The sequence below is a fragment of the Pseudomonas sp. NPDC089918 genome, from assembly GCF_050280605.1.
Lineage (GTDB): Bacteria > Pseudomonadota > Gammaproteobacteria > Pseudomonadales > Pseudomonadaceae > Aquipseudomonas.
Window position 1 is genome coordinate 1 of the sequence record NZ_JBNNVP010000061.1, and the last position, 15,474, is coordinate 15,474.

The 15,474-nt window shown below is 61.1% G+C and carries 9 protein-coding genes; all 9 read left to right on the plus strand.

Annotated elements, in window-relative coordinates; all coding sequences use genetic code 11:
* The first annotated feature begins 131 nt into the window (after positions 1-131).
* Positions 132-1,394: an S-type pyocin domain-containing protein gene (locus tag ACQKPC_RS27960; RefSeq protein WP_427627826.1), complete on the plus strand. Its 1,263-nt coding sequence runs from the start codon at positions 132-134 to the stop codon at positions 1,392-1,394.
* A gap of 47 nt (positions 1,395-1,441) precedes the next feature.
* Positions 1,442-1,885, plus strand: coding sequence for an SRPBCC family protein (locus ACQKPC_RS27965; RefSeq protein WP_427627828.1), 444 nt, complete (start codon positions 1,442-1,444; stop codon positions 1,883-1,885).
* A gap of 298 nt (positions 1,886-2,183) precedes the next feature.
* Positions 2,184-2,684 carry a thiol peroxidase gene (gene tpx / locus ACQKPC_RS27970; RefSeq protein WP_427627830.1) on the plus strand — a complete coding sequence of 167 codons (501 nt, stop codon included), beginning with the start codon at positions 2,184-2,186 and terminating at the stop codon, positions 2,682-2,684.
* 179 nt (positions 2,685-2,863) lie between these two features.
* Complete coding sequence (locus ACQKPC_RS27975; RefSeq protein WP_427627832.1) at positions 2,864-4,180, plus strand: MdtA/MuxA family multidrug efflux RND transporter periplasmic adaptor subunit; 1,317 nt, start codon at positions 2,864-2,866, stop codon at positions 4,178-4,180.
* Complete coding sequence (locus ACQKPC_RS27980; protein WP_427627834.1) at positions 4,177-7,272, plus strand: MdtB/MuxB family multidrug efflux RND transporter permease subunit; 3,096 nt, start codon at positions 4,177-4,179, stop codon at positions 7,270-7,272. The genes ACQKPC_RS27975 and ACQKPC_RS27980 overlap by 4 nt, the downstream gene beginning before the upstream one ends.
* Positions 7,273-7,441: 169 nt before the next feature.
* Positions 7,442-10,549: an efflux RND transporter permease subunit gene (locus tag ACQKPC_RS27985; RefSeq protein WP_427627836.1), complete on the plus strand. Its 3,108-nt coding sequence runs from the start codon at positions 7,442-7,444 to the stop codon at positions 10,547-10,549.
* Complete coding sequence (locus ACQKPC_RS27990; RefSeq protein ID WP_427627838.1) at positions 10,546-12,027, plus strand: efflux transporter outer membrane subunit; 1,482 nt, start codon at positions 10,546-10,548, stop codon at positions 12,025-12,027. The genes ACQKPC_RS27985 and ACQKPC_RS27990 overlap by 4 nt, the downstream gene beginning before the upstream one ends.
* A gap of 283 nt (positions 12,028-12,310) precedes the next feature.
* On the plus strand, positions 12,311-14,392 hold the full coding sequence (locus ACQKPC_RS27995) for a putative bifunctional diguanylate cyclase/phosphodiesterase (protein ID WP_427627840.1): 2,082 nt from the start codon (positions 12,311-12,313) through the stop codon (positions 14,390-14,392).
* 277 nt (positions 14,393-14,669) lie between these two features.
* Positions 14,670-15,416, plus strand: coding sequence for an SDR family oxidoreductase (locus ACQKPC_RS28000; protein ID WP_095631465.1), 747 nt, complete (start codon positions 14,670-14,672; stop codon positions 15,414-15,416).
* The last annotated feature ends 58 nt before the right edge of the window (positions 15,417-15,474 follow it).

The following is a 15,474-nucleotide window of genomic DNA, read 5'->3' on the forward strand; positions in this document are numbered from 1 at the left end:
GTCGTTTGAAAAGCGGTGAAAACCGCCTTTCAAACCCACAAAAACGTAAAGGATGTCCCCGGTCTCGATTGTAAAGGATGTATCCGTTTCTACATGTTCCACGTCCGGTTGCTGCAAGACCGGGAACACCGTTGACCCCGGCGCAGATGACACAGCAACGTATCGCCTGGAACCTGGCTGACGTACAGAAAGTCGCTGTAGATCTGGCGGACGCAGAACGGGCGGCAGAAGCGGCACTCAGTGTATTCGAGCAACAGATCAAACACTTGCGTCAGCGACAGAACGCCCAAGTGGACATCCGTGGGCGCGAGACGGACATCCGTGCTCTGGAAACTTCTGAATTTGAAGCGCGCGTGGCAGCCCGCCGATACGAATTCTGGAAAATGAGCATCGGGTTCAAAAGAGACAGCGCCCCGCGCGAGCTATCCTACGCCCGGTCCGAACTCGCGCAGTGGCAGAGTATCGCCCAGCAGATCAATGCCACTCACGACCGTTATCTGGCGAAGTTGAATGAAATCAATCAACGTCTCCATCGTTTTCAAGTGGATGCCGAAGCGCTGCTGGCGGTCGCGCAAACACAACTCGTTGATCAGCGTTATCAGCAGGGAGCAGGGCCTACCCAGGCGGGCGAGCTGCTTTTTGCGCCGCTTGCCTTTGCCAATGCGCGACCGGGTATTTTCCTCGATGGCGGCCTTTCGCAACCCTTGGAGACCCATCGGGTAGCACTGCAAAAAGCCATACGCTCGGCGGTGGCGGAGTTTACCTGGCAGATCACCTCGGGAACCCAGGACCATCAAGGTCAATTCGCCGCCGTGCTGCAATTCGATTTTTCCAGTCGGGCCGAGGTGGGGAGGTATGGGCTCAGCGTTCCTCTGCTCGAGTTGCTGCCGATCGAGGGCCAGGACTGGCAAGGCCTGGCCGCGACGGATGCCGAAGTCGATCTTCCGTTCAGGATGAGCAGCGGCACGTACGCCGTTCCACCAGGGACGATGTCCCGAGGCCTGAGAGAAATAAACACGTTGCTACAGGTTGCCATTACGCTGACTAATGGCAACGTATTGTCCTCCAGGGTGAGGGTGCGAGCTGCTGTCTGGGAGGCGCAGATGAAGACTTACTGCTTCACCGCTGACGGGCCGGCCCCGATGATCGTGAGCTGGAGCGCGCCAGCTACCCTTGAAGCAACATCAACCCTGGCGCCGGCCCCCGAGTATCGGCTGGGATTCCTCCGGTCTTCACCTGTGCCCTTGCTGGAGTCTTTCAACGACATGGCCGCGATTCGTTTCGATGACTATGTTGTGGTGTTCCCGCCGGAATCTGGCCTGGACCCGCTTTACATCATGTTCAGAGACCGGAACGAATACCCCGAAATGACCATTGCTCAAGCAAAGTCCTAGCACTGTCGCTTTCAGCCACCCCGCCAAATAAAGGAATGTTACGGTCTATGCCTGTACTGGAACTCACCACCCTGGTCCCCAATCGTACCCCCGAGCAAGTCCTCGATTTCTGCCTGGAAGGCATCAACTTCCCGAAGATATTTCCAGAGCGAGTCACGCTGTTGAGCGACATTGATTTGAGTAACCTGCGCATCGAAGCCGGTCGCCAGTTCCGTTTCCGTCACTGGATGTTCAACGTGATCCCGTCGAATTGGACGGTGGTGATCCGCGAGGTCGGTGACATGCATTTCGTCGATGAAATGCTCAAGGGGCCGTTGCGTGCCTTTCGTCATGAACACCGTGTGGCGGCGGGCAAGGGCGGTACGCTGTACACCGACCGTGTGACCTATGCGGCGATTGGCGGCGCACCGCTGGAATGGTTGCTGGTCAATGCCTACATGCGGCGGATTTTCCAAGCGCGGCACCGCAATATGTTGCGTTTGCTTGGCTGACACCGATCTGTCTGTAGGAGCGAGGCTTGTGTGGCGAGGGAGCTTGCTCCCGCTGGGTCGCGAAGCGGCCCCAAAAGCTTTGCGACTGCTACGCAGTCGAGCGGGAGCAAGCTCCCTCGCCACACAAGCCCGCTCCCACAGGGTTATGCAGTGTTAGTAAGCTTTGTTGAAACGCCTGTATCCAGTTTGTGCGACGAAACATCACAATTTGTATCTGACCATAGGTCGCCAGACCATTTCGTGGTTAACTTCGGCCTCGTCAAAATTCTCTACATCAACGTTCAGAAGGACTCCGTTCATGGCTCAAGTCACTCTTAAAGGCAACCCGGTTCAAGTCAACGGCCAACTGCCACAAGCCGGTTCCAAGGCGCCAGCCTTTTCCCTGGTTGCCGGCAATCTGTCGGACGTGACCCTGGCGAGCTTCGCCGGCAAGCGCAAAGTGCTGAACATTTTCCCAAGCATCGACACCCCGACTTGCGCCACTTCGGTTCGCAAGTTCAACGCCCAGGCCAGTGATGTCGCCAACACTGTCGTGCTGTGCATCTCCGCTGACCTGCCGTTCGCTCAAGCTCGCTTCTGCGGCGCCGAAGGCCTGGAAAACGTACAGAACCTGTCCACCCTGCGCGGTGCCGAGTTCATCGAGAACTATGGCGTTGCCATCGCTGACGGCCCGCTTAAAGGCCTGACGGCCCGTGCCGTCGTGGTTCTGGATGAAAACGACAACGTTCTGCACAGCGAACTGGTCAAGGAAATCGCTGAAGAACCGAACTACGAAGCGGCACTTGCCGTTCTTAAATAAGTAAAGCATTACAATTGTTAACGGCCTGGCACTGTCCAGGCCGTTTTCATTTGTGCTTCAGTGTCTTAGATAAACCTCCTGTTACGTAAGCCGAAGGTAAATTGCCGGTAAAGGCGCTTTGCTTCAGACCCGCCAGTGCTTATCGTTCAGCCTCCTGTAGAAAGAAGCTCACGCGCCCAATGGTTGATCATTCCATGCAATCCTCCGTTTCCCGTAGTCCCCGTCGCTGGCTGTTTGGCCTGTTTGTCCTGTTGGTCATCGCCGCTCTGTGCTGGAAATTCTGGCCCGGCGGCGCTGCGCCGAAAGAAGGCGCAGGGCAGAAAGCCGTTGCCGGACACACCGGTCGGTCGGGGGGGATGCGTCCGGGGTTCGGCGGGGCGACCGGGCCGGTCCCGGTGCGTGTGGCGCCAGCGGTCAAAGGCGATTTCCCGCTGTATTACAAGGCGCTGGGCACCGTGACCGCGCTGAACACCATCAATGTGCGCAGCCGGGTGGGCGGCGAACTGATCAAGATTTCGTTCGAAGAAGGGCAGATGGTCAAGGCGGGCGACCTGCTGGCCGAGATCGATCCGCGTCCTTACCAGAACGCCTTGCTCCAGGCTGAAGGCACCTTGCTGCAGAATCAGGCACAACTGAAGAATGCCCAAGTCGATGTCGAGCGCTATCGCGGCCTGTACCGCGAAGACAGTATCGCGAAGCAAACCCTCGACACCGCCGAAGCACTGGTCGCCCAGTACCAGGGCACGGTCAAGACCAATCAGGCGGCGGTCAACGACGCCAAACTCAATCTGGAATTCACTAAAATTCGCGCGCCGATCGCCGGGCGCGTGGGCCTGCGTCAGCTGGACGTCGGTAACCTTGTGGCGGCCAACGACACCACGGCGCTGGTGATCATCACCCAGACTCAACCGATCAGCGTCGCATTCACCTTGCCGGAAAACAGCCTGGACACCGTACTGGCCCGCTATCGCACCGGTGCCAAGCTGCCCGCCGAAGCCTGGGACCGTGGCGATACCAAATTGCAGGCCACTGGCGTGTTGCAGAGCCTGGACAACCAGATCGACGTCACCACCGGCACCCTGAAATTCAAGGCCCGCTACGAGAATCGCGATCAAGCGCTGTTCCCCAACCAGTTCGTCAACGTCCACTTGCTGGCCGACACCCTCAAAGGTGTGGTGCTTGCCCCTTCGGCAGCGATCCAGTTCGGCACCAACGGCACGTTCGTCTATGCCATGGATGGCGACAAGAAGGTCACCATCCGCCAGTTGAAAGTCGGCGCCAGTGACGGTGACAACACGGTGATTACCGAGGGCCTGGCCGCTGGTGATCGAGTGGTGCTGGAAGGCACCGACCGCCTGAAAGAAGGCAGCGAAGTGGAGGTCGTCAACGACAGCAAGGATGTGCCGACCACCCCGACCGAACACCTGCAAGGCAAGTCGGCCGCCACTGCACCTGACGCGACGGGCACCGACAAGGCGAAAAAGGGCGGCGCATGAACATCTCGCGGCTGTTCATCCTTCGCCCGGTCGCCACGACCCTGAGCATGCTGGCCATTATTCTGGCCGGTGTGATCGCTTATCGGCTGCTGCCGGTGTCGGCATTGCCCCAGGTCGATTACCCGACCATTCGCGTCATGACGCTCTATCCCGGCGCCAGCCCGGATGTCATGACCAGCGCCGTGACTGCGCCGCTGGAGCGTCAGTTCGGGCAGATGCCCGGGCTGACCCAAATGGCATCCACCAGTTCCGGCGGCGCCTCGGTGCTGACCCTGCGGTTCAGCCTCGACATCAACATGGACGTCGCCGAGCAGCAGGTGCAGGCCGCGATCAACGCCGCGACCAATTTGCTGCCCAAGGATTTGCCGGCACCGCCGGTGTACAACAAGGTCAACCCGGCGGACACCCCGGTGCTGACGCTGGCTATCACCTCAAAAACCATGCTGTTGCCCAAACTCAATGATCTGGTCGACACCCGCATGGCGCAGAAAATCGCCCAGATCAGCGGCGTCGGCATGGTCAGTATTGCCGGTGGCCAGCGTCAGGCGGTGCGGATCAAGGTCAATCCCGAGGCCCTGGCGGCCAACGGCCTGAACCTGTCGGACGTGCGCACGTTGATCGGTGCCTCCAACGTCAATCAGCCCAAGGGCAATTTCGACGGCCCGACCCGGGTGTCGATGCTCGACGCCAACGATCAACTGACTTCACCCAAGGACTACGCCAACCTGATCCTCGCCTACAGCAACGGCGCGCCGTTGCGGCTCAAGGACGTGGCGCAGATCGTCGACGGCGCCGAGAACGAACGTCTGGCGGCATGGGCCAATGAAAACCAGGCCGTGCTGCTGAACATCCAGCGTCAGCCCGGCGCCAACGTCATAGAAGTGGTCGATCGGATCAAGGCCTTGCTGCCGAGCATCACCGACAACCTGCCGGCCGGTCTCGAAGTCACCGTGTTGACCGACCGTACCCAGACCATTCGCGCCTCGGTCACCGACGTGCAACACGAATTGCTGATCGCCATCGCACTGGTGGTGATGGTCACGTTCCTGTTCCTGCGGCGGGCCAGCGCCACGATCATTCCGTCGGTGGCCGTGCCACTGTCATTGATCGGCACCTTTGGCGTGATGTACCTCGCGGGGTTCTCGGTCAATAACCTGACCCTGATGGCGCTGACCATCGCCACCGGTTTTGTGGTGGACGATGCGATCGTCATGCTGGAGAACATTTCCCGATACATCGAAGAGGGCGACAGCCCGCTGCAAGCGGCGCTCAAGGGCGCCAAGCAGATTGGCTTCACCCTGATTTCCCTGACCTTGTCGCTGATCGCGGTGCTGATTCCGCTGCTGTTCATGGCCGACGTGGTGGGGCGCTTGTTCCGTGAGTTCGCGATCACGTTGGCAGTGGCGATCCTGATTTCACTCGTAGTGTCCCTGACCCTGACGCCAATGATGTGCGCGCGGCTGCTCAAGCGTGAACCCAAGGAAGCAGAGCAGGGCCGTTTCTACCGCTCCAGTGGCGCTGCAATTGATTGGATGATCGCGGCTTACGGGCGCAAGTTGAAGTGGGTTCTCAAGCACCAGCCGCTGACACTGATGGTGGCCATCGGCACGTTGGCGTTGACGGTGTTCCTGTACATGGTGGTGCCCAAGGGTTTCTTCCCGGTGCAGGACACCGGGGTGATCCAGGGTATTTCCGAGGCGCCGCAGTCGATTTCCTTTGCGGCGATGAGCGAGCGGCAACAGGAACTGGCCAAGGTGATCCTGGCCGATCCGGCCGTCGAGAGCCTGTCGTCCTACATCGGGGTCGATGGCGACAACTCGACGCTGAACAGTGGCCGGCTGCTGATCAACCTCAAATCCCACAGCAATCGCGACCTGAGCGCCACCGAAGTGATCGCGCGTCTGCAACCGGAGCTGGACAAGCTGATCGGCATTCGCCTGTTCATGCAGCCGGTGCAGGACCTGACCATCGAAGACCGGGTCAGCCGCACGCAGTACCAGTTCAGCATGTCGTCGCCGGATTCTGAACTGCTCAGCCTGTGGAGCGGGCGTCTGGTGGAAGCGCTGGCGCAACGGCCGGAGCTGACCGACGTCGCCAGTGACCTGCAAGACAAGGGCTTGCAGGTTTATCTGGTAATCGACCGTGATGCGGCATCGCGGGTCGGCGTATCGGTGTCGAACATCACCGACGCGCTGTACGACGCCTTCGGTCAGCGGCAGATTTCCACCATTTACACCCAGGCCAGCCAATACCGCGTGGTGTTGCAGTCGCAGTCCGGCGAGAAGATCGGCCCGGATGCGCTGAACCAGATTCACGTCAAGACCACCGATGGCGGTCAGGTGCGCCTGTCCAGCCTGGCGCATGTCGAGGAGCGCCAGGCGCAACTGGCGATCACCCACATCGGCCAGTTCCCGGCGGTGATGATGTCCTTCAACCTGGCGCCCGGCGTGGCGTTAGGGCATGCGGTCGAGATCATCGATCAGGTGCAGAAAGACATCGGCATGCCGATTGGCGTGCAGACTCAATTCCAGGGCGCGGCCGAAGCGTTTCAGGCGTCGCTGTCGAGTACCTTGCTGCTGATTCTGGCGGCGGTGGTGACCATGTACATCGTGCTTGGCGTGCTCTACGAGAGCTACATTCACCCGATCACCATTCTCTCCACCTTGCCCTCGGCGGCGGTCGGCGCGTTGCTGGCGTTGCTGTTGAGCGGCAATGACCTGGGGATGATCGCGATCATCGGCATCATTTTGCTGATCGGTATCGTGAAAAAGAACGCGATCATGATGATCGACTTCGCGCTTGAAGCGGAACGCAATCAGGGCATGGACCCGCAAACGGCGATCTATCAGGCCGCGCTGCTGCGCTTCCGGCCGATTCTGATGACCACCCTGGCGGCGTTGTTCGGCGCGGTGCCGCTGATGCTGGCCACCGGTTCCGGCGCGGAGCTGCGCCAGCCTTTGGGTCTGGTGATGGTCGGTGGCTTGCTGGTGAGTCAGGTGCTGACGCTGTTTACCACGCCTGTCATCTACTTGTACTTCGATCGGTTGGGACGCCGTTTCGGCAAGTCCGACGCCCAAGAGGCGGCGGTATGATGGCGTCGGGCGGCAAGCTGTGGCGAGGGGGCTTGCCCCCGTTGGGTTGCGAAGCAGCCCCCAACTCTTTCAGATACCAAAAATCTTGTGAGTGCTATGCACTCAAACGGGGGCAAGCCCCCTCGCCACAGTTCGCTCCCACAGGGGTGGATGTCGGGAGCTGGCGTCGATGAACCTGTCCGGACCTTTTATCAAGCGCCCGGTCGCAACGATGTTGTTGAGCCTGGCGATCATGCTGCTGGGCGGTGTGAGCTTTGGCCTGTTGCCGGTGTCGCCGTTGCCGCAGATGGACTTCCCGGTGATCGTGGTCCAGGCGAGCCTGCCCGGTGCGAGCCCGGAGGTCATGGCCTCGACCGTGGCCACGCCACTGGAGCGTTCCTTCGGCGCCATCGCCGGGGTCAACACCATGAGCAGTCGTTCCAGCCAGGGTTCGACGCGAGTGATTCTGCAGTTCGACCTGGACCGCGACATCAACGGCGCGGCGCGGGAAGTGCAGGCGGCGATCAACGCCTCGCGCAACCTGCTGCCCAGCGGCATGCGCAGTATGCCGACCTACAAGAAGGTCAACCCGTCCCAGGCGCCGATCATGGTGCTGTCGCTGACCTCGGACGTGCTGGAAAAAGGCCAGCTCTACGACCTCGCCTCGACGATCCTGTCCCAGAGCCTGTCCCAGGTGCAGGGCGTGGGGGAAGTGCAGATCGGCGGCAGTTCGTTGCCGGCGGTGCGCATCGAACTCGAACCCCAGGCACTGAACCAATACGGCGTGGCGCTGGACGACGTGCGCAACACCATCGCCAACGCCAATGTGCGCCGGCCCAAGGGCTCGGTCGAAGACGGCCAGCGGCTGTGGCAGGTGCAGGCCAACGATCAACTGGAAAAGGCCAAGGACTACGAGTCGCTGATCATTCACTACGCGGACGGCGCGGCCTTGCGCCTGAAGGATGTGGCCAAGGTCAGCGACGGCGTCGAGGACCGCTACAACAGCGGGTTCTTCAATGACGACGCGGCGGTGTTGCTGGTGATCAACCGCCAGGCCGGCGCCAACATCATCGAGACGGTCAACGAGATCAAGGCGCAATTGCCGGCGCTGCAGGCTGTGCTGCCGGCCAGCGTCAAGCTGAACCTGGCGATGGACCGTTCGCCGGTGATCAAGGCCACCCTGCATGAAGCGGAAATGACTTTGCTGATTGCCGTGGCGCTGGTGATTCTGGTGGTGTTCCTGTTCCTCGGTAACTTCCGCGCCTCGCTGATTCCGACCCTGGCGGTACCGGTATCGCTGGTGGGCACGTTTGCGGTGATGTACCTCTACGGGTTCTCCCTGAACAACCTGTCGCTGATGGCGCTGATTCTGGCCACCGGGCTGGTGGTGGACGACGCCATCGTGGTGCTGGAGAACATTTCCCGGCACATCGACAAGGGCGTACCGCCGATGAAGGCCGCCTACCTCGGGGCCCAGGAAGTCGGCTTCACGCTGCTGTCGATGAACGTCTCGCTGGTGGCGGTGTTCCTGTCGATCCTGTTCATGGGCGGGATCATCGAAAGCCTGTTCCGCGAGTTTTCCATCACCCTGGCGGCGGCCATTGTGGTGTCGTTGCTGGTGTCGCTGACGCTGACGCCGATGCTCTGCGCACGCTGGCTCAAGCCGCACACGCCGGGGCAGGAAAACCGCCTGCAGCGCTGGAGCCAGCGGACCAACGAGTGGATGGTCGGCAAATACGCCACCAGCCTTGACTGGGTATTGCGTCACCGTCGGCTGACCCTGCTCAGTCTGTTCGTGACGATTGGCGTGAACATCGCGTTGTATGTCGTTGTTCCTAAAACTTTCTTGCCCCAGCAAGATACCGGCCAGTTGATCGGTTTCGTGCGCGGCGACGACGGGCTGTCATTCAGCGTGATGCAGCCGAAGATGGAAATCTTCCGCCGCGCCGTGCTCAAGGATGAGGCGGTGGAGAGCGTCGCCGGGTTCATCGGTGGCAACAATGGCACCAACAACGCCTTCATGCTGGTGCGGCTCAAGCCCATCAAGGAACGCAATCTGTCCGCGCAGAAAGTCATCGAACGCCTGCGCAAGGAAATGCCCAAGGTGCCGGGTGCGCAATTGATGCTGATGGCAGATCAGGACCTGCAATTTGGCGGCGGCCGCGAGCAAACCTCCTCGCAATATTCCTACATCCTGCAAAGCGGCGATCTCGGCGCGTTGCGCGAGTGGTATCCGAAAGTCGTCACCGCCCTCAAGGCGCTGCCGGAACTGACGGCAATCGACGCACGCGAAGGCCGTGGCGCCCAGCAAGTGACCCTGATTGTCGACCGCGATCAGGCCAAGCGTCTGGGCGTGGACATGGACATGGTCACGGCGGTGCTGAACAACGCCTACAGCCAGCGGCAGATTTCGACGATCTACGACAGCCTCAACCAGTATCAGGTGGTGATGGAGGTCAACCCGAAATACGCCCAGGACCCGATCACGCTCAAGCAGGTGCAGGTGATCACCGCCGACGGTGCGCGGATTCCGTTGTCCACCATCGCGCACTATGAAAACAGCCTGGAAGACGACCGGGTCAGCCACGAAGGCCAGTTCGCTTCGGAAAGCATCGCTTTCGACATGGCCGAAGGCGTGACGGTGGAGCAGGGCTCGGCTGCCATTGAGCGGGCGATTGCCAAGGTTGGTTTGCCGGAAGACGTCATCGCGAAAATGGCCGGTACCGCCGATGCCTTCGCCGCGACCCAAAAGAGCCAGCCGTGGATGATTCTCGGCGCGCTGGTGGCGGTGTATCTGGTGCTGGGCGTGCTGTATGAAAGCTACATTCACCCGCTGACCATTCTCTCGACCTTGCCGTCGGCCGGGGTCGGAGCGTTGCTGTCGATCTATGTGCTGGGCGGCGAGTTCAGCCTGATCTCCTTGCTCGGGTTGTTTCTGCTGATTGGCGTGGTGAAGAAAAACGCGATTCTGATGATCGATCTGGCGCTGCAACTGGAACGGCATCAAGGCATGGAGCCGCTGGAATCGATCCGCAGCGCTTGTCTGCAACGGCTGCGACCGATTCTGATGACCACCCTGGCGGCAATTCTTGGCGCCTTGCCGTTGCTGCTGAGTCGTGCCGAAGGTGCGGAAATGCGTCAGCCGCTGGGCCTGACCATCATCGGCGGGCTGGTCTTCAGCCAGGTGCTGACGCTTTACACCACCCCGGTGGTTTACCTCTATCTCGACAAACTGCGCCATCGCTTCAACCACTGGCGTGGGGTGCGTACCGATGCTGCTCTGGAAACTCCGCTATGACTGACCGTTCGCTTATCAACCTGGCTGCACCGCTGATCACGGCGCAGCGCTCGCGTTTGCTGAGCCTGTCGCTGTGCGTGGCGATGCTCAGTGCCTGCGCCATCGGCCCGGATTACCAGCGCCCGCAAGCGGCTGCGCCGGCACAGTACAAGGAAGCGGCTGGCTGGCGTCAGGCCAACCCCAGCGATTCTCTGGCCCGTGGTGCCTGGTGGGAGCTGTATGGCGATCAGCAGCTCAACGGCCTGATCGAAAAACTCAACAGCGCCAACCAGACCGTCGCCCAGTCTGAAGCCCAGTACCGCCAGGCCCAGGCTTTGGTGCGCAGTGCCCGGGGTGCGTTTTTCCCGACGGTGGACCTGACCGTCGGGAAAAACCGTTCCAGCCAGGGCACCGGTAGCAGCAGTTCGAGCCTGAGCAGTTCCTCCAGCGGTATTCGCGACACCTACACCGCGCAGGCCGGGGTTAGTTGGGAAGCAGACGTCTGGGGCAAATTGCGCCGAGGCCTGGAAGCCGACACGGCCAACGCCGAGGCGAGTTTTGCCGACCTGGCGGCGATGCGCCTGAGCCAGCAATCGGAACTGGTGCAGAACTATCTGCAATTGCGGGTGATCGACGAACAGAAACGCCTGCTGGAAGCGACGGTCGAGGCCTATCAGCGTTCGCTGACCATGACCGAAAACCAGTACCGCGCCGGCGTCTCCGGCAAGGACGCAGTGGCCCAGGCCACCACTCAGCTCAAAAGCACTCAGGCAGAGATGGTCGACCTGATCTGGCAGCGCGCGCAGTTCGAGAATGCCATTGCTGTACTGATTGGTCTGCCGCCAGCCGAGTTCAGCGTGGCTGAAACCAAAGACATCCCGGCATTGCCGCAGGTGCCGTTGAGCCTGCCTTCGCAGTTGCTGGAACGCCGCCCGGACATCGCCTCCGCCGAGCGCTCGGTGATGGCCGCCAACGCCAATATCGGCGTGGCCAAAGCCGCCTACTACCCAGACCTGACCCTGAGCCTGAACGGCGGTTATAGCAGCAGCACCTCTAACAACTGGATCAGCGTGCCGAACCGCTTCTGGTCAGTCGGCCCGCAACTGGCCATGACCCTGTTCGACGGTGGGCAGCGCTCGGCGGAAGTCGATCGTAGCGAAGCGGCCTATGACGAAACCGTCGCTAAATACCGCCAGACCGTGCTCGACGGCTTCCGTGAAGTGGAAAACTATCTGGTGCAGCTCAAGGTGCTGGAAGACGAAGCCAAGGTGCGTCAGGAAGCCCTGGAGGCGGCGCGCGAGTCCTTGCGTTTGACCCGGAATCAGTACCGGGCCGGGCTGATTGCCTATCTGGATGTGGTGGTGGTTCAGGCCACTGCATTGAGCAATGAGCGCAATGTGCTGAGCTTGCTGCAGAGCCGCTTGATCGCCAGCGTGCAATTGATCGCCGCACTGGGCGGCGGGTGGGACGGGCAGCTTCAGGTGAGCGACAAGCAATAGCACAACCCCTGTGGTGAGGGAGTTTGCTGTGGTGAGGGCTGTTGTGGCGAGGGGGCTTGCCCCCGTTGGGTCGCGAAGCGGCCCCCTACATTTTTCAGATATACCGAGTTGCCTGGACTTGCGACTGCTGCGCAGCCGAACGGGGGCAAGCCCCCTCGCCACACATCATCTTGATGGCCTTTTGATGACTTTGTGAGTGCGTTCGTCCGCGGAATCAGTACAATCGCCGACTTTGCTCCCCGAGAATGAACGCAGCACGGCGGGGGCTGTCGCGAGAAGTCCCATGCTCATTGGTAGTTATTCCCTTACGCTGGTTTTCATATCGCTTTGTGTGGCGATACTTGCCTCTTATACCGCGCTCGACCTCACCGGTCGCATCGCCACGGCCACAGGCCGGGCGGTGCATCTGTGGACGGCGGGCGGCGCTTTTGCGATGGGGATTGGCGTGTGGTCGATGCATTTCATCGGCATGCTCGCATTCACCTTGCCGATCGATCTGGGCTACGACGTTACCCTTACGGCGCTGTCGCTATTGATCGCGGTCCTGTCCTGCGGTTTTGCCTTGTGGCTGGTCAGCCAGCCACAACTGCCGGCCTGGCAACTGGCGTTCGGCGCGCTGGTGATGGGCGCTGGCATCAGTGCGATGCATTACACCGGCATGGCCGCCATGCGCATGCAGCCGGGCATCGATTACGACCCTGCTCTGTTTAGCACCTCGCTGCTGATCGCCGTCGGCGCGTCGGGCGCGGCGTTGTGGATCGCTTTCCGCCTGCGTCGGCAGGCGCCCTATGTTCGCCTGATCCGCGGCGGTGCTGCGGTGATCATGGGCATCGCCATCGTCGGCATGCACTACACCGGCATGGCCGCGGCACGCTTTGCCGACGGCAGTTTCTGTGGCGCGGCGGCCGACGGCTTGAACGGCAAGGGCCTGGACAACCTGGTGCTGATCACAACCCTCGCGGTGTTGAGCATCGCCTTGCTGACCTCGATCCTCGATGCGCGGCTGGAGGCTCGCACCGCGGAGCTCGCCCAATCACTGACCGAGGCCAATCGCGAACTCACCCAGCTGGCGCTGCACGACACCCTGACCGGGCTGCCAAACCGTGTGTTGCTGGCCGACCGTATCGATCAGGCGATGTCGAGGGTGCAGGAGCAGGGTGGCTGTTTTGCGTTGATGTTCATTGATCTGGATGGTTTCAAACCGGTCAACGATGCTTTTGGGCACCACATGGGCGACCAGTTGCTGCGTGAGGTCGGCCTGCGCTTGCGTGAAGATTTGCGTAGCCAGGACACCCTGGCGCGGATCGGCGGCGATGAGTTTGTGTTGCTGGTGCAACTCGCCGAGCCGAATGACGCGCTGAACCTGGCGGCGCGACAGGTGGGGCTGATCGCGCGCTCGTTCCGGGTCGCGGAACATGACTTGCAGATTTCCGCCAGCGTCGGCATCGCACTCTATCCGGGCAACGGTCAGACCGCCGAGGAGTTGCTGATGAACGCCGACGCGGCGATGTACCACGCCAAGGGTGCCGGGAAAAACGGCCACAGCTTCTTCGACGCCTCGATGAACAGCAACGCGCGCAAACAGCTGCAATTGCTTCAGGACTTGCGCAACGCCCTGGATCAGCAGCAATTCAGCCTCTATTACCAGCCCAAGTTCGACGCCGGCCATGGCCGACCGGTGGGTGCCGAGGCGTTGCTGCGCTGGGAACACCCGACCCAGGGCATGCTTCAGCCGGACAGCTTCATCGATCTTGCGGAGAAGACCGGGCTGATCATTCCGATCGGCGAGTGGGTGCTCAATGAAGCCTGCCGTCAGATGCGCGAGTGGTACGTGCTCGGTTACACCGACTGGCGCATCGCGGTGAACCTCTCGGCCTTGCAGTTCTGCCACGCCGGGTTGGTCCAGAGCGTCGCCAAGGCCCTGGCCACTCATCATCTTCCGGCCAACAGCCTGACCCTGGAAATAACCGAAACCACCGCCATGAGCGATGCCGACGCGAGCATGACGGTGCTGCAGGAACTCTCGGATATGGGCGTCGACCTGTCTATCGATGACTTTGGTACCGGCTATTCGAGCTTGATGTACCTCAAGCGCCTGCCGGCCAATGAACTGAAGATCGACCGGGGTTTCGTCCGCGATCTGGAACACGACAGCGACGACGCGGCCATCGTCTCGGCCATCGTCGCCCTCGGCCAGGCCTTGGGCTTGCGGATTGTCGCCGAAGGGGTTGAAACCGATGTCCAGCAAGACTTCCTGACCCAGTTGGGCTGCGACTCGTTGCAGGGTTACCTGCTGGGGCATCCGCTGCCGGCCGATCGCTTCATGGCCGATATTCACCGTGGGGAGCAATTGGCTACTGGCTGAAATCGGGCAGCTTATTGGGGGCAGACCTGTGGCGAGGGAGCTCTGTGGCGAGGGGGCTTGCCCCCGTTCGGCTGCGAAGCAGTCGTAAATTCAGGCAACTCGGTCTGAAAAATCGAAGGGGGGCCGCTTCGCGGCCCAACGGGGGCAAGCCCCCTCGCCACGGAGCCCCCTCACCACAGGCTGTCGTCATTGGAATTGACGCAGATTCATGCAAAACCCGCCGATGGCGGTTATTCTTGGCCCCGACTGCTTACGCTTGAAACGGGGGAATGCCAGCATGGACAAAGTCATCGTCATCACCGGCGGCAGCCGCGGAATTGGCGCCGCCACGGCCCTGTTGGCTGCAGAGCAGGGCTATCGGATCTGTATCAACTATCAGTCCGACGAACAGGCGGCGCACGCTGTGCTGGAGCAAGTGCGCGCACTCGGCGCCCAAGCCATTGCGGTACGCGCCGATGTCAGCATCGAAGACGAGGTGATCGGCCTGTTCCACCGCGTAGACACCGAACTCGGTCGGGTCACGGCGCTGGTGAACAACGCCGGCACTGTCGGGCAAAAGTCGCGGATCGACGAAATGTCCGAATTCCGTATTCTGAAAATCCTCAAGACCAACGTCCTGGCGCCGATCCTCTGTGCCAAACACGCGATCCTGCGCATGTCACCCAAACATGGCGGGCAGGGCGGCAGCATCGTCAACGTGTCGTCGGTCGCTGCCCGCTTGGGCGCCCCCAGCGAATATGTCGACTACGCAGCGTCCAAAGGCGCGCTGGACACCTTCACCATCGGTCTGTCCAAGGAAGTGGCGGGCGAGGGTATTCGCGTCAACGCCGTGCGGCCGGGTTACATCTACACCGATTTTCATGCATTGAGCGGCGATCCGGACCGGGTCAGCAAGCTGGAGTCGGCAATCCCGATGGCCCGGGGTGGGCGGCCGGATGAAGTGGCGGAGGCGATTGTGTGGTTGTTGTCGGATAAGGCTTCGTATGCGACCGGGACGTTCGTCGACTTGGGAGGCGGGCGTTAATTCTTAAGGTTGGCGCCGTCTGTTCTGGCCTCATCGCGAGCAGGCTCGCTCCCACAGA